Source organism: Salinibacillus aidingensis (genome assembly GCF_039522525.1).
Classification (GTDB): Bacteria; Bacillota; Bacilli; order Bacillales; family Alkalibacillaceae; genus Salinibacillus; species Salinibacillus aidingensis.
The window spans coordinates 135,165-157,346 of sequence record NZ_BAAADO010000004.1 but is presented as its reverse complement, the minus strand read 5'-3'; the positions used below and the strand labels follow the sequence as shown (position 1 = coordinate 157,346).

Annotated in this window: 21 protein-coding genes and 1 pseudogene; 7 read left to right on the top strand and 15 right to left on the bottom strand. The window is 41.9% G+C overall.

Annotated elements, in window-relative coordinates; translation table 11 throughout:
• Nucleotides 1-343: 343 nt before the first annotated feature.
• From lpdA to ABD006_RS10770, 6 genes are all read right to left on the bottom strand, one after another.
• Nucleotides 344-1,753, bottom strand: a complete 1,410-nt coding sequence (gene lpdA, locus ABD006_RS10795) for a dihydrolipoyl dehydrogenase (RefSeq protein WP_162038782.1) — start codon at nt 1,751-1,753, stop codon at nt 344-346.
• Nucleotides 1,754-1,757: 4 nt separating this feature from the next.
• A complete protein-coding gene (locus tag ABD006_RS10790) occupies nt 1,758-3,023 on the bottom strand; it encodes a dihydrolipoamide acetyltransferase family protein (RefSeq protein ID WP_343840774.1) in 1,266 nt (421 codons plus the stop codon).
• Between the two features lie 24 nt (nt 3,024-3,047).
• Nucleotides 3,048-4,025 carry an alpha-ketoacid dehydrogenase subunit beta gene (locus ABD006_RS10785; RefSeq protein WP_343840773.1) on the bottom strand — a complete coding sequence of 326 codons (978 nt, stop codon included), beginning with the start codon at nt 4,023-4,025 and terminating at the stop codon, nt 3,048-3,050.
• Nucleotides 4,026-4,028: 3 nt separating this feature from the next.
• Entirely contained in the window at nt 4,029-5,072 is a 1,044-nt protein-coding gene (gene pdhA, locus ABD006_RS10780) for a pyruvate dehydrogenase (acetyl-transferring) E1 component subunit alpha (protein WP_343841506.1), read from the bottom strand.
• A gap of 367 nt (nt 5,073-5,439) precedes the next feature.
• The gene (locus ABD006_RS10775) at nt 5,440-5,622 is read right to left on the bottom strand and encodes a hypothetical protein (RefSeq protein WP_343840770.1); all 183 of its coding nucleotides are present in this window, start codon (nt 5,620-5,622) and stop codon (nt 5,440-5,442) included.
• Between the two features lie 72 nt (nt 5,623-5,694).
• Nucleotides 5,695-6,510, bottom strand: a complete 816-nt coding sequence (locus ABD006_RS10770) for a YkyA family protein (RefSeq protein ID WP_343840767.1) — start codon at nt 6,508-6,510, stop codon at nt 5,695-5,697.
• 162 nt (nt 6,511-6,672) lie between these two features.
• On the opposite strand from ABD006_RS10770, the gene def reads away from it, so the two are divergent.
• The 3 genes from def to rnjA all read left to right on the top strand — a co-directional run bounded on the left by def (nt 6,673) and on the right by rnjA (nt 9,600).
• On the top strand, nt 6,673-7,236 hold the full coding sequence (gene def, locus ABD006_RS10765; protein WP_343840764.1) for a peptide deformylase: 564 nt from the start codon (nt 6,673-6,675) through the stop codon (nt 7,234-7,236).
• A 486-nt stretch (nt 7,237-7,722) separates the two neighbouring features.
• A complete protein-coding gene (locus tag ABD006_RS10760; protein WP_343840761.1) occupies nt 7,723-7,932 on the top strand; it encodes a DNA-dependent RNA polymerase subunit epsilon in 210 nt (69 codons plus the stop codon).
• Nucleotides 7,933-9,600 carry a ribonuclease J1 gene (gene rnjA / locus ABD006_RS10755; protein WP_343840759.1) on the top strand — a complete coding sequence of 556 codons (1,668 nt, stop codon included), beginning with the start codon at nt 7,933-7,935 and terminating at the stop codon, nt 9,598-9,600.
• Nucleotides 9,601-9,780: 180 nt separating this feature from the next.
• Here rnjA and ABD006_RS10750 read toward each other — a convergent pair whose 3' ends face one another.
• Nucleotides 9,781-10,452 carry a potassium channel family protein gene (locus ABD006_RS10750; RefSeq protein ID WP_343840757.1) on the bottom strand — a complete coding sequence of 224 codons (672 nt, stop codon included), beginning with the start codon at nt 10,450-10,452 and terminating at the stop codon, nt 9,781-9,783.
• 160 nt (nt 10,453-10,612) lie between these two features.
• Here ABD006_RS10750 and ABD006_RS10745 point away from each other — a divergent pair, with 160 nt between their 5' ends.
• Nucleotides 10,613-11,092 (top strand): divergent PAP2 family protein, encoded by a 480-nt coding sequence (locus tag ABD006_RS10745; protein WP_343840754.1) that lies wholly within the window; start codon nt 10,613-10,615, stop codon nt 11,090-11,092.
• A gap of 290 nt (nt 11,093-11,382) precedes the next feature.
• Here ABD006_RS10745 and ABD006_RS10740 read toward each other — a convergent pair whose 3' ends face one another.
• From ABD006_RS10740 to ABD006_RS10730, 3 genes are all read right to left on the bottom strand, one after another.
• Entirely contained in the window at nt 11,383-13,209 is a 1,827-nt protein-coding gene (locus ABD006_RS10740) for an ABC transporter ATP-binding protein (RefSeq protein ID WP_343840751.1), read from the bottom strand.
• Nucleotides 13,210-13,220: 11 nt separating this feature from the next.
• Complete coding sequence (locus tag ABD006_RS10735; RefSeq protein WP_343840748.1) at nt 13,221-14,975, bottom strand: ABC transporter ATP-binding protein; 1,755 nt, start codon at nt 14,973-14,975, stop codon at nt 13,221-13,223.
• Nucleotides 14,976-15,129: 154 nt separating this feature from the next.
• Entirely contained in the window at nt 15,130-16,380 is a 1,251-nt protein-coding gene (locus ABD006_RS10730) for an esterase/lipase family protein (RefSeq protein WP_343840746.1), read from the bottom strand.
• A gap of 124 nt (nt 16,381-16,504) precedes the next feature.
• On the opposite strand from ABD006_RS10730, the pseudogene ABD006_RS10725 reads away from it, so the two are divergent.
• Nucleotides 16,505-16,728 (top strand): annotated as a pseudogene (locus ABD006_RS10725) (aminoglycoside phosphotransferase family protein); the annotation flags it as partial.
• Nucleotides 16,729-16,807: 79 nt separating this feature from the next.
• On the opposite strand, the gene ABD006_RS10720 reads toward ABD006_RS10725, so the two are convergent.
• From ABD006_RS10720 to ABD006_RS10710, 3 genes are all read right to left on the bottom strand, one after another.
• Nucleotides 16,808-17,434 (bottom strand): spore coat protein, encoded by a 627-nt coding sequence (locus ABD006_RS10720; RefSeq protein ID WP_425542221.1) that lies wholly within the window; start codon nt 17,432-17,434, stop codon nt 16,808-16,810.
• A 126-nt stretch (nt 17,435-17,560) separates the two neighbouring features.
• Complete coding sequence (locus ABD006_RS10715; protein ID WP_343840741.1) at nt 17,561-18,004, bottom strand: TlpA family protein disulfide reductase; 444 nt, start codon at nt 18,002-18,004, stop codon at nt 17,561-17,563.
• Between the two features lie 88 nt (nt 18,005-18,092).
• The gene (locus ABD006_RS10710) at nt 18,093-18,641 is read right to left on the bottom strand and encodes a peroxiredoxin (RefSeq protein ID WP_343840738.1); all 549 of its coding nucleotides are present in this window, start codon (nt 18,639-18,641) and stop codon (nt 18,093-18,095) included.
• Nucleotides 18,642-18,934: 293 nt separating this feature from the next.
• Here ABD006_RS10710 and ABD006_RS10705 point away from each other — a divergent pair, with 293 nt between their 5' ends.
• Together ABD006_RS10705 and map are read left to right on the top strand one after the other, a co-directional pair.
• Nucleotides 18,935-19,726, top strand: coding sequence for a mechanosensitive ion channel family protein (locus ABD006_RS10705; RefSeq protein ID WP_343841503.1), 792 nt, complete (start codon nt 18,935-18,937; stop codon nt 19,724-19,726).
• A 70-nt stretch (nt 19,727-19,796) separates the two neighbouring features.
• Nucleotides 19,797-20,546, top strand: a complete 750-nt coding sequence (gene map / locus ABD006_RS10700) for a type I methionyl aminopeptidase (RefSeq protein ID WP_343840734.1) — start codon at nt 19,797-19,799, stop codon at nt 20,544-20,546.
• A gap of 101 nt (nt 20,547-20,647) precedes the next feature.
• Here map and ABD006_RS10695 read toward each other — a convergent pair whose 3' ends face one another.
• On the bottom strand, nt 20,648-20,899 hold the full coding sequence (locus tag ABD006_RS10695) for a YkuS family protein (protein WP_343840731.1): 252 nt from the start codon (nt 20,897-20,899) through the stop codon (nt 20,648-20,650).
• A gap of 151 nt (nt 20,900-21,050) precedes the next feature.
• Complete coding sequence (locus ABD006_RS10690) at nt 21,051-22,169, bottom strand: N-acetyldiaminopimelate deacetylase (RefSeq protein ID WP_343840728.1); 1,119 nt, start codon at nt 22,167-22,169, stop codon at nt 21,051-21,053.
• Nucleotides 22,170-22,182: the final 13 nt, after the last annotated feature.

Here is a 22,182-nt window from a genome sequence, read left to right as displayed (position 1 = left end):
TCGTGGGAGGAAGGCCTAGGTGAGACCCCACAAAGAAAAGCGAAGGCGACCGGAGCCGCCCACGGCAAAGAAGACACTATGAAAACGACCTTAGGGAGTTGAATAGATGTCGCATTTGTGCCCTTTTGGTGAAAGCGAAGTATATTCCCGTAGCGACGAGATAGCACACATCCTAAAGCTCCGAATTTATTGCACATCGTATATCCTTTGTGCAAAACAACAACCTTTTAGAAAATTGCCTAAAAGAAAAAATAAGGAATCTGAAATAGACATAGCGTTTTTACTATATTGTTGCATTAAAAAAGCTGCCCCAAAAAGGAGCAGCTTTTTTATGTTATTACCTTTATTTTGGTACGTGGATTGGCATGCCAAGCGCAACTTCAGAAGCTTCCATAGTCATTTCGCCCAATGTTGGGTGTGCATGAATGGTTAGAGAAATATCTTCTGCAGTCATGCCTGCTTCAATAGCAAGACCTATTTCAGCAATGACGTCACTTGCATTTGCACCTGCTACTTGTCCGCCGATGACGAGACCGTCCTCTTTACGAGTGACAAGCTGGACAAAGCCGTCTGTGTCATTCAGAGATAAAGCACGACCATTGGCTGCATATGGGAACTTCGCTACTTTTACATCATATCCATCCTCTTTTGCAGCGTCCTCTGTATAACCAACGCTTGCAAGCTCAGGATCTGTAAAGGCTACAGCTGGAATCCCCATGTAGTCAATTTCGGATGCTTCACCACTGATGGCTTCTGCGGCAATTTTTCCTTCATAGGATGCTTTATGTGCAAGTGGTGGTCCTTCAACAATGTCACCAATAGCATAGATGTTGGATACATTGGTACGGCACTGCTTATCAATCTTAATCAGACCTTTATCCGTCAGTTCCACACCTGCTTGCTCTAATCCAAGTTCGTCTGTATTTGGACGACGACCGACTGTAACAAGTACATAGTCAGCATCAACGGTTTCTTCTTTTCCTTTTACTTCATATTTAACCGTTACGCCATCTTTCTTTTCTTCAACGCCTTGTGCCATAGCGTTTGTAATGACGTTTACACCTTTTTTCTTCAGGCGACGTTTTACAATAGAAGTCATGGATTTGTCAAAACCGCCAAGGATGTCATCTGTACCTTCAAGAACAGTAACTTCCGTACCAAAGTTTGCATAAGCGGTACCAAGCTCAGAACCGATGTAGCCTCCACCGATAACCACTAATTTTTCCGGAATCTCGGAAAGGTTTAGCGCTCCGGTAGAATCTAATACACGATCTGAATATGGAAATGGTTTAAGCTCAATTGGACGGGATCCGGTTGCAATAATGCAATTGTTGAACTTATAGGTCTGAGAATTTTTCTCATCCATAATCTTTGCTGTGTTTTGATCAACAAAGTAAACTTCACCTTTTACAATGTCCACTTTGTTTGCTTTAAGTAAGCCTTCAACACCACTGGTAAGCTTATGAACAACACCGGACTTCCACTTTTGAACTTTTGAAAAGTCTACAGACACATTTTCTGCCGTAATTCCCATATCATCGGAATGATTGGCATTTTCATAACGATGAGCTGCTGAAATTAAGGCTTTGGATGGGATACAGCCAACGTTTAAACAAACCCCGCCAAGATCGCCTTTGTCAGCAATCGTAACTTTTTGGCCCATTTGAGCAGCGCGGATAGCTGCAACGTATCCGCCTGGGCCTGCTCCTACGACAAGTGTGTCTACTTCAACTGGAAAATCTCCTACTACCATAATATTACGCCTCCATCATGATTAATTGTGGATCATTCAACAAGCGTTTAACATGGTTCAACGCTTCTTGAGCAGTTGCACCGTCAATGATACGGTGGTCAAAGCTTAATGACAATGCTAATACTGGAGCTACAACAACCTCACCATCGCGTACCACTGGTTTTTCAGCGATTCGGCCAATTCCAAGGATCGCTACCTCTGGATGGTTGATAACTGGAGTGAACCACTGTCCGCCAGCAGAACCAATGTTGGTAATTGTGCATGATGCACCTTTCATTTCGTCTGGTGCCAGCTTGCCATCACGAGCTTTGGCTGCCAATTCATTGATTTCTGCAGAGGTTTCAAAGATGGACTTACGGTCAGCATCTTTGACAACAGGAACAAGAAGTCCTTTGTCTGTATCTGCTGCAATACCAATGTTGTAGTAATGCTTATGAACGATTTCATCGGTTTCATCATCAATGGATGTATTCAATGTTGGATATTTCTTCAACGTTGAAACAAGAGCTCTTACGACATATGGAAGATACGTAAGTTTAATATCCTGGTCTAATGCCGCTTGTTTGAATTTCTTACGGTGTGCAACAAGTTCTGTTACATCCACATCATCCATAAGTGTAACATGCGGTGCAGTCTGTTTCGATTTTACCATAGCTTTGGCAATAGAACGACGGATTCCGCTCATTTTTTCGCGAGTTTCTGGATATTGTCCTTCTGCTGCCACCTGCTGTGCACCAGATGCAGCTGCTGGCTCTGCTGCTTCAGCCGCTTGAGCAGTGTCTGCCTGGTCACCGCTCAGGTAACGATCAATATCTTCTTTCAGCACACGATTATTCTTACCGGAACCGCTAACCTGCTGAATGTTTACTCCCTTGTCACGGGCATATTTGCGTACAGATGGCATTGCGATTACACGTCCGCCTTCTGCAGCTTCCTGTTCGTCTGCTTGTGCAGGCTGTTCTTTCGTTTCTTCCTGCGCGTCTTCTTTAGGGGCTTCTTCGCCTCCACCTGTATCCGGCTCTTCATCATACCCTTCAGCGTCAAACACGATTAGTGTATCGCCTACGGTGGCTACTTGACCTTCGTCTACTTTTACGTCTGTGACTGTACCGTCAACAGGAGATGGGATTTCTACAACAGATTTATCGTTTTGTACCTCACAAAGTACATCATCTTCTTTTACTTCGTCTCCTGGTTTAACAAACCATTTTACAATTTCACCTTCGTGTATACCTTCACCAATGTCTGGGAGTTTGAAATTAAAGGCCACTAGAGTTCCCTCCTATTCATTCTATTAAAAGTTAATCGCTTCTTTTGCCTTTTCAATAATGTCCTGATGATTTGGTAACCATACCTCTTCTGCTGCTGTAAATGGATATACGGTATCTGGAGCCGCAACTCTTAATACAGGAGCCTCTAAGTGCAGGATTGCACGTTCCTGGATCTCTGACATTACCTGTCCGCCAATTCCTGCTTGACGCTGTGCTTCCTGAACCATTACAACACGATTGGTCTTCTTCACAGATTCAAGAATCGTCTCGTAATCGACCGGACTTACCGTACGAAGGTCAATAACCTCAGCGCTAATGCCATCATTTTCAAGTTCTTCTGCAGCTTTTAAGGCAGAGTGTACCATTGCACCATAAGCAATAAGTGTAATATCTGAGCCTTCACGTTTTACATTCGCTTTATCTAAATCAACTGTGTATTCTTCTTCCGGAACTTCTTCGCGGAATGAGCGATAAAGCTTCATGTGCTCTAAGTAAACAACAGGGTCGTTATTACGAATGGATGAAATCAACAAACCTTTTGCATCATATGGTGTAGATGGAATAACCACTCGTACACCTGGTTGCTGTGCAATAAGACCCTCTAAGCTGTCTGCGTGCAGCTCAGGTGTGTGTACGCCGCCGCCAAATGGAGAACGGATAGTGATTGGTGCGTTTTTGGTATCGCCGGTGCGGTAACGCATACGTGCTGCCTGACCATTAATCGCATCCATTGCCTCAAAGACGAAGCCAAAGAATTGAATTTCAGGCACAGGACGAAAACCTTGTGTCGATAGACCTACAGACATACCAATTATTCCTGACTCTGCAAGCGGCGTATCAAATACACGATCTTCGCCAAATTCTTTCTGCAAACCTTCAGTTGCACGGAACACACCGCCGTTTTGACCGACATCTTCACCGAAAACTAATACGTTTTCGTCATTTTTTAACTCCGTACGCATAGCATCAGTTATCGCTTGAATCATCGTCATTTGTGCCATGATCTACTTCGACTCCTTCTCTTTATATTCTTCCATTTGTTCTTTAAGGTTAGATGGAAGTTCTTCATGCATAATGGAGATCAGGTCTGTTACCTTTTGTTTTTCCACTCCATCTGCTTCCTTGATAGCGGCTTTAATCTCTTCTTTAGCCGTTTCAATGGTATTGTTCTCTTCTTCTTCAGACCATAGTCCTTTAGCTTCCAGGTATTTACGGAAACGGATTAATGGATCCTTCTTTTCCCATTCATCATCTAATTCTTCCGTACGATAACGTGTAGGGTCATCCCCAGCCATAGTATGAGGACCATAACGGTACGTAACAGTCTCAATAAGGGCAGGACCTTCACCGTTAATTGCGCGTTCTCTTGCTTCACGAACAGCCTTATAAACAGCCAATACATCCATTCCGTCTACACGTATACCAGGAATACCTGCTGCAACTGATTTCTGGGCTACACTGCTTGCTGCTGATTGCTTTTCAACAGGAACAGAAATGGCAAAGTGGTTGTTTTGAACAACAAATACGTTATTCGCTTTATAAGCACCTGCAAAGTTAATCCCTTCGTAAAAGTCACCCTGGGAAGCTCCACCATCGCCTGTATATGTAATAGCAACAGCTTTTTCTCCACGTTTTTTCAAGCCTAAGCCAACACCTGCAGCCTGAGTATATTGGGCACCAATGATGATTTGCGGGCTTAAAGCATTAACACCCTCTGGCATTTGATTCCCTTTATAATGACCACGGGAGAATAAGAAAGCCTTATAAAGAGGCAGACCCTGCCAGATTAATTGAGGCACATCACGATAAGCCGGAAGGAGATAATCCTCCTGATCAAGAGCAAATTGACTGCCTAATTGGGAAGCCTCCTGACCAGCTGTTGGTGCATAGAAGCCTAAACGACCTTGACGGTTTAAGGCAATAGAACGCTGATCCAGCACTCGTGTATATACCATGCGGCGCATAAGTTCTTTCAAATCATCATCTGATAAATCAGGCATTTCCTCTTTATTTACAACTTCGCCTTCTTCATTCAAAATTTGAATCATTTCAAATTGATTCTCGATGTTTTCAAGTGAATTTTTGAACAACTCAATCACCTATCCTTTCCTTTGAAAAATCATCTCCATCATTAGGTTTCCCAAAAATTGAGGAGAAGTACTCAATATTTTTGTATTTTTCGTGCTCAATTATTTGAGAACTGATCGGTGCAAAACTGTTACACAATGAAAGGTGTTTTTCATTAGTACAATTTGAGTTTAGCTCAAAGTTATTTATACGTCAAACATTTAATTTGTTTCTTTAAAATCTTTCCAAATAGCGTGTTACAAGTGTTTTATAACACGCATGTATACCTGGTGTTCTGTATCAGTTTTTGCCCAAACTGTATCACTTTAAGTACCCAACTGTTACAACTTACTGATGATACAGATAAAAGCCGGGATTAAATCTTAGTGAATAAGTACCCTTTGTAGCGGTTTTATCTATTTTATATCTGCCTGCCTTCAGCACTTTTAATTCATCTTCAGTGTTATGAACGAATGTTGCCTCTCCTGAGATCTTATCTTTAAAACAATAAAAAGGCATAACCATCAACATTCGACGGGTATGCCTTTCTTTAAGTTTTGCCATTCAGACGATTATTTTGGAATACACACACGATCAAACTACCTACTCGGAGTCTTCCTTAGATTTAGAGTCATCTGTGCTTTTTTCCTTTTCATCTTTTTTATTTTCTTCATTGTTTTCATTATTTTCTTCTGTATCCTGTTTTTCTTTTCCTTCACCCTCTGTAGACTCTTCCTCTGTCTGAGAGTCCTGGTTATTGCCTTCAAACTTAATATTCAGGTCTGTTGCCTCGTAAAACTCAATTTTTAAATCATTATAATTTTCCGTAGCAGTATTAAACGCAGCTCTGGCTTCTTTATACTGGTCATAGCTCTCATTGATTTTTTCAATTTGGGCTTCCAGATCTTCCATTTTCAGCTCTTCATTTTTCAGCATGCTGTACAGTTTCTCATCACGTTTCAGAGCTTCTTTATAGGCCTTATGTAAATCTTCATAGGCACTGTATCGTGTTTCCATTGCTTTTTTCAATTCATTAGCCTTTGACTGAAGTTCCTCTGATTCCAGATCCTCTATCACGGAATCAACGTTATCAAATTCTTCTTTTGCCGCATCAATGCTTTCTTTTTCTGACTGAATGATCTCCTTGCGTTGCTCTAAAATCGAAACGGCTTCATCGGAGAGCTTCTTTATCTTGGCCATTTCACTTTCCGGCAATTCTAAAATCTGTTCATACAATGCTTGTTCTTCATTTTGTAATGAAACCAGCTGTTCCTGCTGTTCCCCGAAGTTCTTTTCCAACTCAACTGCTTTCTCTAAATGATTGTACATTTGTTCCGAAGCAGAAGGACCCTGTTGACACGAGGCCATTAAGAACATTACGAAAATCATTACTAAGATTCCTTTTCCTTTTCGCAACATTTCCTTCCTCCTTATGGCTACTTCTTTATAAGTATACCACACATGTTTTTTCTATAATATGTTTTTTAAAAGCCAATTAGGCATTCAATCTTTAAACATTTTCATACTCCTTATGATAATATACAATATATAGGAACAATGAAATATAGAGGAGTGTCAAACATGATTACAATGGATGATATCGTCCGCGAAGGCCATCCAATGCTTCGAACCGTAACAAAAGAAGTTCCGATTCCTCCCACAACGGAAGATCAGGAAACCCTTAAAGAGATGCTTCAATTCTTAAAAAACAGTCAGGATGAAGAAACGGCTGAAAAATATAACCTGCGTCCTGGTGTTGGACTGGCAGCACCTCAGTTAGGTTTGGATAAACGTATGCTTGCCATACATGTAGAAGATATAAAAGGAAAATTGCATAGCTATGCATTGTTTAATCCTAAAATTGTCAGTCATTCGGTTGAAGGTGGTTATCTTTCAAGCGGAGAAGGCTGTTTAAGTGTTGATCGTGAGGTGCCAGGCATTGTGCCCCGCCATGCACGGGTAACCGTGAAAGCATACGACATTGATGGGAATCAGGTGAAACTAAGATTAAAAGGCTATCCTGCCATTGTCATTCAACATGAAATTGATCATCTTAACGGTGTCATGTTTTATGACCATATCAATGAAGAAAATCCCTTCCACCCTCCGGAAAACGCAAAGCCTGTTGACCAGGAGCAAGGCTGAATATTATGTCCGAAGAGTCGCTTAAACAGGATGTCATTTCTGTTTTGGCGACTTTTTTATATTCCTGCAAATTGTATGTTCGTTCTTCAGCAATTTATATTTTCTTCTATTCATGAAATTTGGTTTTTCTGGTTAGAATAATGCATGTAAGCAATGCGTGATATAAATAATTTTTATAAACTTTAAGGTTTATCTATTTCATTCTTGCGCAAACCATATTATACTAAAAGTACTTGGGAAAGGGTCGGCAAATAAATAGATAGCGTTTTTTCTTAGCTTTTCAATACACATGAAAGGAGCTTCGATATGCGATTGAAACGTTTAAGGGAAAAGCTAAAAAGACGTTGGAAGGATCTTTTGGGTCGAAAAAAATATGCATAGTATTTCCTCCGTACCTGTTTAAATCAATATAATATACGTTTGTCCAATACAACAATTTACAGTGGAATCAGGATATGAATTTTTATCTAGTAAGGAGAGATCGACATGATTTATAAAGTACTTTATCAAGAAAGCCCGGAGGAAGTTCCAATTAGAGAACGGACCCAAGCCATGTATGTGGAAGCAGAAAGTGAACGTGAAATTCGTAAAAAACTATCCGATCGCAATGTTCATATTGAGCATATTATTCAACTAAGTGAAAAACACTTGGAATATGAGCAGGGCTCAGAAAACTTCGAAGTGGAGAAACTATAAATGAAATTCGTTAAAAATGATCAGGCAGCGGTTTTTGCACTAGGTGGTCTAGGTGAGATCGGAAAAAATACGTATGGCATTCAATTCCAGGATGAAATCATTTTAATTGATGCAGGAATTAAGTTTCCTGAAGACGAACTCTTAGGAATTGATTATGTCATTCCAGACTATACCTACCTTGTTCAAAACCAGGACAAAATTAAGGGATTATTCCTCACCCACGGGCATGAGGACCACATCGGAGGCATCCCTTATTTATTACGTGAAATTAATATCCCTATTTATGGGGGTAAGCTTGCGATCGGTTTAGTAAAAAGTAAATTAGAAGAACATGGGTTATTACGGAATGCAAAGCTTCATACCATTCAAGAGGAAGATGTGATTAAATTCCGTAAGACATCCGTATCCTTTTTCCGCACAACGCATAGTATTCCTGACTCTTACGGTATTGTTGTAAAAACACCACCAGGAAATATTGTTCATACAGGAGATTTCAAATTTGACTTCACTCCTGTAGGTGAACCTGCCAACTTGACGAAAATGGCAGAAATCGGACGAGATGGGGTATTGTGTTTATTATCAGATAGTACAAACAGTGAAGTCCCTGGATTCACTCTGTCTGAACGTGTAGTAGGACAAAGTATACGAGAGATTTTCAGTAATGTGGAAGGAAGAATTATTTTTGCAACATTCGCTTCCAATATCCACCGCTTACAACAGGCTGTCGAAGCAGCTGTAAACAATAATCGAAAAATTGCTGTATTTGGACGCAGTATGGAAAAAAATATTCAGGTAGGAAAAGAATTAGGTTATATTCAGGCACCTGAGGATGCTTTTATTGAGGCATCCCAGATTAACCGTCTCCCAAGTAATGAAGTGGCAATACTATGCACGGGATCTCAAGGTGAACCAATGGCAGCCCTTTCCCGTATTGCCAATGGAACACACAGACAGATCCAGATTCAGCCTGATGACACGGTGGTATTTTCTTCGTCACCAATCCCAGGTAACACAATCAGTGTCAGTCGTATGATTAACATGCTTTACCGTGCCGGGGCAGAAGTTATTCATGGTTCATTAAATGATATCCATACTTCCGGGCATGGATCCCAGGAAGAACAAAAGCTTATGCTTCGTTTACTAAAACCAAAATACTTCATGCCTATTCACGGTGAATACCGTATGTTAGTGGAGCATATGAAACTGGCCAGTGATTGTGGAGTTGACCCAAAAGATTCATTTATTCTAGATAATGGGGATGTACTTGCATTAGGAAAAGACACTGCCTCATTTGCCGGTAAAATTCCTTCTGGTTCGATTTACGTCGATGGTAGTGGTATAGGCGATATCGGAAACATTGTTTTGCGGGACCGCAGAATCCTTTCAGAAGAAGGCCTTGTAATTGTTGTCGTAAGTATCAATATGAAGGAATTTAAGATTGCTTCTGGCCCGGACATTATCTCTCGAGGGTTTGTCTATATGAGAGAGTCTGAGGATTTAATAAAAGAAGCACAGAAGCTGGTTTCCAAACACCTGCTAAAAGTAATGGAACGCAGAACCAGCCAATGGTCCGAAATTAAAAATGAAATTACCGACACCATTGCACCGTTCCTCTACGAAAAAACAAAGAGAAAGCCGATGATTCTCCCTATTATTATGGAGGTTTAGAATCAACGGTCATATAATAAAAAGCTGTCTCATTAAGAGGCAGCTTTTTGTGTTGCAGCAATTTATAGTATTAAGATATGTTTAGAAACCACCGCTCCGGAAAAATACTCCGCTAAGACATCCTGTCATTCGGTTTAGGACCAAGCTATTTGTTATGTCCCGACTCCTCCCCACAGGTGCTTAGTCATCTTCCACAACTAAATTTTTCTCAAATCTGGAAATATCCTTATCAGCACCAATGACAATCAGAATATCATTTCCGCGAATTTCCTCTGTCGCCAGCGGGGATACAAGCACTTCTTTATCCCTTTTTATCGCTACAATATTACATCCATATTCTGCACGAATATCGAGATCAACAAGGGTCTGCCCATCCATTTTCTCCCCGGCTTTTACTTCGACCACACTATGCTCATCGGAAAGCTCCAGATAATCTAAGACGTTACTGGAAATGATATTATGGGCAATTCGGCGTCCCATATCACGTTCAGGATGGACAACATAATCGGCACCAATCTTGTTTAAAACTTTCTCATGATAATCATTTTGTGCTTTTACGGTAATCCTCTTTATCCCCAGTTCCTTTAACATAAGGGTTGATAAAATACTGGACTGAATGTTATCACCGATGGCTACGATCACATGATCTATATTTTGTATACCTATCTCTCTTAAAACCTTTTCATCTGTTGTATCTGCAATGACTGAATGAGAAGCGATATCTTTAAATTCATTTACCCGGTCAGGATCCAGGTCAATGGCCATGACATCCATTCCTTCTTTACTCAGCTCAAGGCAAATACTACCGCCAAATCGCCCAAGTCCAATGACTGCATAATCCTTTTTTTTCATGGCTAACTCTCCCTACTGTGTTTGTACATGGCTATAGTCTATCATAAGTTTACGGAAATTAGGAAGACTACAAAATGGCTCACTTGATTGTTGTAAAAACTTCCTTTAAAATACAAACCCTGCAGCTCACTCTGCTAAACAGAAAGTCAGGAGGTACACCATGGTCATTTCTTATCCAATCTTAGCCGCTTTACTTGCTTCTTTACTTGCTCAAGTGATAAAAATTCCTCTTCATTACATAAAAAAGCGGGAATGGAAGTTTGAGCTGTTTTTCAGTACTGGAGGAATGCCAAGCTCCCATACGGCAACTGTGGTGTCACTTACAACCGCCATGGCACTGACAGAGGGTATTCAATCCAATGCATTTGCGATTAGTCTCATTTTAACCATTATCGTTATGCACGATGCAACAGGAGTCAGAAGACAGGCTGGGCAGCACGCTGTGGCATTAAATCAAATGGCAAAGGATTTCCAGCAGCTGGTGGGCACTCTGAAGCATCACAACCTGAACAATTATGAAAAGAGAGAGCAGCTTAAGGAGCTTTTAGGTCATAAACCCTTAGAAGTCTTTTTTGGCGCTCTGTTCGGACTGATTGTGGGACTGATATTATATAGCTTTTATCCGTTTCCTAAGGCTTAATTTAAATAGCAAAAGCGGAGTGCCCGTTTGTTCAACCGTGACTCGTAAGCCTAAGCGGTCATAAACGGTCACCTCCGCTTTTTTTGTCCAGCTACGGCTCCTGATCAGTCGCCTTCGCTTTTCTCTGTCCAGCTGCGGCTCCCAGGCCCAAGCGGTCATAAGCAGAATCCCCTACATGGCCAAAAAGCGGCCACTCCGGATATTCTGCTTATGCCGTCGGGCCTAAACGCTCGCCTTCGCTTTTCTTTGTCCAGCTGCGGCTCCTGATCAGTCGCCTTCGCTTTTCTTGCCTAAGCGCCTAGCATTTGGAACTGGGCTTTGACAAGGTGATAGTATTCTCCCTGGTGATCCATGAGCTCATCGTGGTTGCCCTGTTCAATGATGTGTCCATTTTCTAAAACAATGATATGATCGGCCTCACGAATAGTTGATAACCGGTGCGCAATTAAAATCGATGTGCGGCCGTCAAGCAGCCTTTTAAGGGCTTTTTGTATTTTCTGCTCTGTTTCTGTGTCAATACTTGCAGTTGCTTCGTCCAGAATAATAATCTTTGGATCCGCCAGTAAAGCTCGGGCAAAGGACAGCAGCTGTCTTTCGCCTACGGACAGGATATTTCCTCTCTCTTCCACTTCCGTCTCATAGCCATCTGCCAGGCGTTGAATGAAGTCATGTGCCCCTACAACCTTCGCAGCTTCAATGACCTCTTTATCCGTCGCATCCGGACGTCCGAAACGGATGTTTTCCTTAATCTTTCCTGAGAAAATAAAGGTATCCTGCAGAACTACACTGATATTTTGCCGCAAGCTGTCAAGGGTGACATCACGCAGGTCTGTTCCATCAATTCTTACAGCCCCCTGTGTTGGATCGTAAAAGCGGCTGATCAGGTTGGCGATGGTTGATTTTCCTGAGCCAGTATGGCCGACCAGGGCCACTGTCTGTCCCTGCTTCATCTTGAGAGATATCTCATGAAGAGCGATACGATCATTGTCGTAGGAAAATTGCACCCGATCAAATTCAACATTTCCTTTCATGTCATTAAACTCGATCGCGTCTGGTTTTTCCTTCACATTTGGTCTCTCATCAAGAAACTCAAAAATACGTTCAGATGAGGACATGGCCATAAGCAATTGATTATAGCTTTGTCCGAGGCGGGAAATCGGATCCCAGAACATACCTAAATAAAAGGCAAAGGATACAAAAATACCCGTTGTAACATAAGGATCATTTAAAATTAAATGAGCCCCATATGAGATAAGAATAGCGGTTCCGACTGCATTACACATTTCCACAAGTGGCCGGAACATGGCACTCTTCTTCGTTGCAATTCTCCATCTTTCATAGTTATCTGTATTTACACCATTAAAGAATTCTGTATTTTCCCCTTCCTGTGAAAAGGACTGAGTGATTCGAATGCCCTGGATGCTCTCATTTAAATGAGAATTTAACCGGGACTGCTGGATTCGCACCTGCTGCCAGGAACGGCGGATGTTTTTCCGCAGCTTTGTTGAAATAAAGAACATAATCGGTATGACAATCATTACGGCTAAGGCCAGTTTAGGACTTAACACGAACATAATCACCACAATTCCGAGCAATGTGATCACATCTGTCAGAAGGTTGATAATTCCATTCGTAAACAGCTCCTGTAAAGAGTTTACATCATTTAAAATTCTGACGAGAATAGAACCGGCTGACCTGGAATCAAAAAACCGATGGGACAGGCGCTGCACATGGGAAAACAACCCATCTCTTAAGTCATAGATGACACCCTGCCCGAGTTTATTGACCCAGCGTATTCGCAAGGTATTGGCAATAAAATTAAATACATATAAGAAGCCGATGAGAATGACAAATTGAATAAGCAGGTTGACATCCTGGTTAGCTAACGCCTTATCAATCGTATAGCGTCCAATAATAATCGGGACAATTAACCGCACAGCTGTTGAGACTAACATCGCAATAACAGCTGCAGGCAGCAGTGTCTTGGCATAAGGCTTCATATATTTTAATAAGCGTATCGTCTGCTTCCAGTTAAATGGCTTATCAACGGCTGTATCAATCGTGTAATAAAAACGTTTTAAATGCTTGCTTTCTGTTGCTGAACTTGTTTGACTCATATTCTCCCCCCCTATCCTGGATGCTTTTCCAAAACGGTATCCTGATCCTGATATTGAATGTTATAAATTCTTTGATAAGGGCCTCCATTATTCAGGAGATCCTCATGCTGCCCTCGCTCTGCAACCTTTCCATCCTCAAGAACGAGAATTTCGTCTGCATGTTTAAGAGCTGAAATCCGGTGAGCAATAATAAAGGTCGTTCTTCCTTTCATGACCTCTCGAAGGGCTTTTTGGATTTTAAATTCTGTTTCCATATCCACCGCTGATGTGGCATCATCCAACACGAGAATCCGCGGGTTAATCAAAATTGCACGGGCAATGGCAATACGCTGCTTCTGCCCTCCGGATAGGCCCATTCCCCTTTCACCGAGTAAGGTTTCATAGCCTTTAGGCATATCCATAATAAAATCATGAGCCTGAGCCCGCTTAGCTGCATCGATAACCTCATCCATCGTTGCATCCGGATTTCCGTAGCGGATATTTTCCAGGATGGTCGTAGAAAATAGAAAAGCCTCCTGAAGCACAAAGCCAATGCTCTTCCGCAGGGTTTTTAATCCATATTCCTGTACAGGTTTTCCGTCAATCAGCACCTGTCCCTGTTCCGGTTCATAAAAACGGGTAATCAGCTGTGTGATGCTCGTTTTTCCGGATCCTGTTGCTCCAATCAGTCCCATTACCTTCCCTGGGGGTGCATCGAAGGAAACATCTTTCAAGGCGGCATCATCATCCTCTACATATGTTAGCGTGACATCATGAAATGTTACATGACCCTGTATGGAATGTTCTTTTACAGCATTCGGCCGTTCCTGTATATCTTCCTTTTGCTCCAGAATCTCCAGCAGACGTTCACCGGAAGCTTTCGCCTGGGAGAACTGGTTAATAACAAAACCAAAGTCTGTTAAAGGCCAGACGATATACCATACTAAACTGAAAAAGGCCACTAATTGACCTGGTTGCAGGTCACCCTGGATGACTAAGTGACCGCCGAATCCAAGCAGCACAACTACACTAATGTTTCCCAGCAGCTCCATTAAAGGGAAAAATTTTGCCCAGATACTCGCTGTATGTAAATAATGGTCCCGGTAATTCTCATTGGAGTCGGCAAAGCGGCCAATCTCAAAATCCTCTCTGGATAGGGATTTAACCGTATGAATTCCGCTGACATTTTCCTGTACTCTCGTATTTAAGCGTCCCAGTGACTTCCGCACCCCGCGAAAGGCCGGATGCACTTTTTTATCAAATCGCCAGGTTACCACGGCAAGAAACGGCATGGAAGCCATGGTTACCAATGCAAGGGGAACAGAATAATAGAACATGACCCCCAGACTTATGAAAATCAATAAGGTAATACGGACTACAGATGTAAAACCAAAGGATAAGAAAGCCCTGAAGCTCTCCACATCCGATGTCAGGCGTGACATCAGGTCACCGGTCTTCGCATTATCATAGTATTTAAAGGATAATTTCTGCAGCTTTTTATACAATGCATTCCGCAAATCAAACACTGACTTTATTCCGAATAATTCACCAAGGTACTGATGAATATAAGTAGCCAGACCTTTCACAGCCATAATTCCAATAAATCCGAAAGCTAAGTAAGGAATCAGCTGATACCTTTCTCCCAGTACCACTTCATCAATGGTTATCTGAAGGACGATTGGATAAACGACCGTAATTCCTGTTACGAACAGTAAGGCAAATAAAGAGATAAATAACAGCCGTTTATAAGGCCAGAAAAATTGTTTAAGCTTCTTAAAAGTATCCAATGTTGTCCCTCCCTTTCCTCTATTTTTAAAATCGCGTATATATAAATATATCGAGTTCCGAAATAAATATCTACCCTTTTGCTTAAATTTTTTTAATTTTTATAATTGAACATAAAAATATGCCTGTCATCATTTCAGACAGGCATTGTATAAGCTAAGGCAGTCTTTGCAGATGTGCGGCCAGTTTTTGATAAAAGCCATCAAGGTCATGGATTCCTAAAGCATCCTTTGCATTAATGCCAATGTGATCGAGGTGATCCCAGCCATTTTGCACTGAAAAATGGTTCCACACACCTTTTTGCGCTTTTTCTCCATAATCGTACGCTTCATGCTTTTGGCTGAATGGATACTTCCCTGAAACCACGTTTACCAGCCCATCGTTCGGCCACCAGCTTTCATCAATAGCAGGGTCCGGATGATTCCTTGTATACGATCCCATAAAGAGGCTGGAAGGGACCAGCATTGCACTCATGGATAAGGAAGGCAGAGAACGTCCGGTTAACCAATCCTCATAAGTGGCCTGGCCTATAAAGGAAAAGTAATAGACATCCGGATGTGTCCCGACCCATTCATTCAGCTCCTTTGCCCCGGGAGTCGTCAAATCATAAAGACTAATATCCCGCCTTTCCCAGACAGAACTATTGTAAATGCGATCAGCATAGGACAGGAAGGACTCTCCCTCTTCTCTTTCCAATCCCCAATGCTCGAGCTTAAAATCATAAACCAGGCTGTCCTGTGACAATCCACCCATAGCTGCTGCATGCATAACCATTTTCTTAATTAAAGGAACCACAAGCTCTTCATCAGCAAAGGTTGAACCATTATGAGGGGTGGCCAGTGACGTCACGCTCTGAACCTGGCTCTTTCCATCCTTAAACAATGGCGATAACTCCATCCCCTGCTCTTTCGCGTAGCTTCGTTCTGCCTCGGATCCATCCTTCAGCAAGTCCACAAGCGTTCGAATCGTCTGTCCGCCCATGCTGTGACCAACGAGATGAATTTTATTTTTTTGATTCCATTCTGTATAAATCCCCGGGAAGGTTTTTCCGTATTGATCATGACCATGTTCTTTGGCGTGCCGGGCTCCATAATCAACAGTGCCCCCATTTATGTAATGATATAGCTCAACGGCACGATCCCAGTTGCTGGATACAGGCCCTACAGTAGCTACATAAGTCTGAAAACCTTGTTCATTCAGGTTAGCTTGAATATCCTGCAGTCCACCCCAGTAATGAAAGCCACCCATTTCACCTTCTCCCCAGCCCATCAGACCATGAACCATTACAATGGGATAGCTATTCCCCGAGTTTTTCTTTTGATTTTCCTCAGCAAGACTTGTAAAAGGTACAGATAACAAGGCTAAAACGAGACTTAAAATTAACATAACTCTGCTTAATGCTATCATATTCACTCTCCTATTTCATAATTTTCTGATTTTCTGATTATTATATACATTAATCATTCGCCATATGAAACCCTTTTCTTATTTATGGAACAGGAAAAAAGACGCAGATATAAATAGTGAAAGAGATTGTACAACTGACAATGTACTCGTATCAAACGGAGAAGTTGGATTATTTATCGATGTAGAGGGATGACAATTGGAGACCCTAGGTAAGATGAATCCTTAGCAATAAGAGGAATTATGGGGAATGAAGAGTACTTAAATACTTTTTACGAGGGCTATAAACGTTACAAGATTTCGAAAGAGGAATTTCAATATTTTGAACAGGGATTATATGAGTTTTTCTAATCTTATTTTGATTAAAGGATCGCGTATAAATGCACAGTAAAGGCTTAGAGGAAACAACCTCTAAGCCTTTACTGTGCATTTATTGAAGATTATTTTGTCCCGGTTGCCCTGGCATTGGAGATTTAGCAAATGAATTCAAAATCTGCTGCATATCCTGTTGGGCTAACTGCGGAACCTGATAGTAGCCATTTTTATTCTGATAAAGGAACAGCTCATAGGCCATTTCAATAAAGTTTGGTATGCTGTCTGCTAAAACCCGACGCACGACAGGATTTGTTGCTTCTAATGACGCCGTAGTCATGGCCGTGGCATTTGCCTTTGCAAGCCCCATCATAAAGCTGGATATACATTTGTCATCCAATTCACTAACCGATTGTTTTGGTTTGGATGGCTGGGATGGGGTTAAACCATAAGTGACATCATTGCTCTGATTCATTTTATAGCTCGATGTTGGCATGGATGGGTCCTTCCCTGTAGAAAAGGCCTCTACCATAATGTTGTACTGTGAGTTCATAAACGCAGATTGATTTTGGCAAATCGTCATGAGCTCCTGATCCTGAATATGCTCTTTATAAAGCATATACTGCTCCATTTGCCCAATAAGCCCGGATAGAACCTCATGAAGATCAAGAACTTCATGACCACCATGGTTAAATGTAACATTTCCACCAGGTGTCGGAACTGGATTCATGGATGGATTGTTCATCTGCTGGTTGGCCAATCTGAATCACTCCTTTAAAGGATGGATACACCTTTAGTATGGATTCAGATGGCCTGGCACAACCAATGAAAAAAGTTCCGTTACTGGTGAAGAATGTTCCCTTACGAATTCTTACCTTTGGCTTAAAACCCGCTGAATTCGTTTTGTCAGCATCCTCAGACCATTTCCTCCTGTCTGTGTATGACGAAGCTTTCCTTCCTTATCAAAAACAAAATACGCAGGTACCTGCTTAATCTTAAAAGCATTGGTTAAAGTTAAATCATTATCGACAAATATGGGCTCAGTGATATGGTATTCATTTGCTGTTGCCTTTACATGGTCAATATCCTTATCTGACTCACTCCTTGGCATGTGAACGGATACGACATTCAGATAGTCCGCGTAATGATCACGGATTTGGTGGATCTTTGGCATGACTTTTTTGCAGGTTCCGCAGCTTGTGGACCAAAAATGGATAAGTACAGGCTCTTCCCCTATCAGTTCCTCTTTCGTCCTACGTCCATTTATTGTGGCAGTTGCTCCTGACAAATCAGGCATTTCCTGTCTTAATCTCATCAATTCTCCTCCCCTTCTTTTCATTTAAAAAGGCCTAACGAAATGTTAGACCTTTTTTCTTTATTAAATGTGATTGTATTATGATGTGTTACACTTCCAATGTTTCCTGTCCGGGCTTCCAGTTAACGGGGCAAAGTCCTCCTGTCTGAAGGGCCTGCAGGACTCTTAACGTTTCATCTACACTCCGCCCGATATTATTATGATTGACGGTCTGATACATGAGTTCACCTTCAGGGTTAATAATAAATAACCCTCTTAGCGCTACCCCTTCTTCTTCAATTATTACCCCATATTCCCGGGACACTACATGATTGGTATCTGCCGCGAGCGGATATTTTACATCTCCAAGTCCATTATCCTCTCTGGACGTTTTGATCCAGGCTAAATGGGTATGAATCGTGTCCGTTGAAGCCCCGATAACCTCAGCATCCAGATCCTCAAACTCCTCATAACGGTCAGATAAAGCGGTGATTTCAGTCGGACACACAAAGGTGAAATCCATCGGGTAAAAAAATAAGACCGTCCACTTCTCATGCTTCATATTTTCCTCCAGTGAAACCTTGCCGAATTCTCTGTTTGGAAGTACCGCATCCATTTCAAATCGTGGGGCCTGTTTTCCTATCATACGTTCTGCCATATGTAATCCCTCCAAATCAAGTAAGTGAAAATAATCTTTCTTACACCCAGTAATTTATTATCGCCACTTTCCTGCAAATTAAACCAGAATACCCAAAATATTCCGCTTATTCGACAGTCTTTTCTCATTCATTGTTTAACCGAACAGATTTGTGGTATACATAATAAGGAATCTTCAATAAGAGACAGAAATCGAAATTTTCTGATCATTCCCCTGCGATCAACGAATCAAGAATAGGAGAGATAAAAGTGGAATTTTTCGATTTTCAGCTTCATCCTGTTTTACAGAATATCATGACGACCGCTTTTAAAATTTTACTGGTATTTATTGCATATGCTATCCTTTCCCCACTCGGAAAGCGTCTTATATCATCTGTCATGACCAAAACCAGTAAAAAGCAGCGGTTAAGTGAGGCCAGGGCAAAAACGCTGGAAAAGCTGCTGAAAAATATTTACGGCTACGTCCTTATCTTTATTCTGGTGATTACTATTCTCGGAATTTTTAATATCCCGGTTACTCCTATGCTTGCTGGAGCCGGCGTGATCGGACTGGCTGTCGGCTTTGGAGCACAAGGGCTTGTCAGTGATGTGGTGACCGGCTTTTTTATTCTGCTGGAAAAGCAAATTGAAGTGGACGATTATGTAACGATGAGCGGTCTATCCGGAATTGTGGAAGAGGTTGGCTTAAGAACGACGCAAATGCGCGGATTTGATGGGACCCTTCACTATATCCCGAACCGAAACATCTCTAATGTCAGTAATCATTCCCGCGGCAATATGCAGGCTTTAGTGGATATTGGGATTTCCTATAATGAAAATATTGACGAAGCCTTACGAGTACTGCAAAATGTATGTGATCAGTTCGCAGACAAGGATGATCGGGTTAAGGAAGGCCCGGATGTTGTTGGAGTCCAAAGCTTCGGCTCCTCTGATGTGGTGATTAGAATTATTGCCCAGACAGAAAACATGGAACAATGGGCAGTCGAACGGGACTTAAGAAAAGAAATTAAGCAGGGCCTTGAAAACGCCGGTATTGAAATTCCTTACCCACACCAGGTGTACATTTCAAAATCAGAACAGGGATAAGTTCAAACTTTTCCTTTATTTGTGTATAATGGGATAGAAGAAACAAAAAAAGTCAGGAGAGAATCACCTTATGATCAGTCGAAAAAGTGAACGTGAAATCACGTTAATGCACGAAGCAGGAGAACTGCTGGCATCTACCCACAAAGAAATTGCCAAAATGATAAAACCTGGAGTTACGACCCAGGAAATAGACCAGTTTGTTGAAAAGTATTTAGCTAAGCATGGAGCTACAGCAGAGCAAAAGGGCTATCAGGGATATCCCTATGCAACCTGTGCATCTGTAAACGATGAGATTTGTCATGGATTTCCCCGGAATGAGCCATTAAAAGATGGGGATATCGTAACCATTGATATGGTCGTCAAATTAAATGGTGCACTGGCCGATTCAGCCTGGTCCTATGCTGTTGGAGAGGTTGATGAGGAGAAGCAGCGCCTGCTGGATGTAACCAAAACCAGTCTCTATAAAGGAATTGAGCAGGCTGTTCCAGGTAATCGGGTTGGAGATATTGGGCATGCCATTCAATCCTATGTAGAAGGCGAAAATTTCTCTGTTGTCCGTGAATTCACTGGACATGGAATCGGTGAATCCATGCATGAGGAGCCGTCAATCCTGCACTACGGACTTCCTGGTAAAGGTCCTCGTTTGAAGGAAGGCATGGTCATTACCATTGAACCTATGGTAAACGTTGGTGCCTGGCAGTCTATGATGGATGATAATGGCTGGACTGCAAGAACCATCGATGGAAAGTTATCCGCGCAATATGAACATACCATCGCCATTACGAAAGAAGGACCAAAAATTCTGACGGAACAGAAATAACAAAAGAGGCTGGGACAAAAGTGTTATCGCTAAAGGTAAATCGACTATGTCCCAGCCTCTTTTATTTTGAATTCTAAAATTCCGACGACGTCACTAAGTAATCAGGATGTACGATCCAATCTTTCCTCTACTTCCTGTAACACATCCTGGGCAGTCATTCCTTTCGCCTGGATAACGGATGCGTCCGGAACATCTGAAGTCATTCCCATCACATTCTGATCCTGGCCGGTTACTACACAGCAATCACAATTCTGAGCATCATTCATGCTGTGCAGATCAACCACATCATATCCTTTTTCCTGCAATGCACTTTTCACATCTGTAAGGGACTCTTCTACGCCAACACGACTCATGTTATTCCTCCTAGTTGATTAATCATTATTATGAATGGTGTTGCATCGTGGATTTACCCCGTTTTTAATCCGGGATTCAACACTTGGCGAAATCCACGTATGTTAATCATCCCTCATAGTTTATCCAGGTGATGGAAAAGTATACAAATCATTACTTCAGATGATGAAGCATTTGTACGCCAGCCTTTACCCCTGTTTGGATCGCTTCCTCTTTCGGATTCAATTTAGCGTGATGTAAACCATTAGGAGAATCTACCCCAAGCCAGTACATAAAACCTGGAATTTCCTTTAACATGTAGCCAAAATCTTCTCCTGTCATGGCCTCATTCGCCTTTTGGAAGGGAACATGAATACGATTCATTTCCGTTTCGAATTGGTCCGTGTATGTTTTCTGATTCCACACCTGATAATAATTTGAACCGTAGTCAATGGTTGCTTTACAATCAAAACGCAGTTCGATCGCCTCTGTCATTTTCTCAATTCTGGACTTGATAAAATCCATCGTGCTGGCATTAAGGGTGCGAATCGTTCCTTCCAGCCTGGCTTCCTCTGCAATAATATTTTGCACGGTTCCCCCGGTAATTTTCCCAATGGAAAGAACAGCAGCATCCAGTGGATCAATCATACGAGCTACAATTTGCTGTAAATCGGTGACGAGTGCACTTGCGCCAACGACCATATCCTTTGTCTGATGAGGATAAGCAGCATGCCCGCCTTTTCCTTTTAAATCAATAAACAATTCACTTGTGTTGGCAAAAAGCAGTCCTTCTTTGGTGGAAACTGTTCCCGCCGGTAATTCCGAGGCAATATGTAAGGCAAAGATTGTATCCGGCCACCATTTCTTCATCGGTTCTGACTCCAGCATTGGTGCTGCTCCACCCGGCCCTTCTTCTGCAGGCTGAAATATCATTAACACGTGATGTTCCGGGCGATGCTCGACTAATTCGGTTAAAATTCCGAGTGCAATCGTCATATGAAAGTCATGACCGCATGCATGCATTTGACCTTCATGCCTGGATTGAAACTCAAATCCTGTTTCCTCCGTAATCGGGAGACCATCTATATCCGTCCGGTACCCAATGGTTTTTTCTCCAACTGTCCCCTCGACTCTGACAAATATTCCTGTTCGCCATGTTTCCACTTCAATATGGTCGTCAGGCAGGGAGTGAATATAGTCCAGCAAATACTTTTGGGTTTTTACTTCCTTAAACCCAAGCTCAGGAATTTGATGCAGCTCGCGTCGTATTCGAATCATCTCATTAAAGTTCATAAAAAACCCCTCT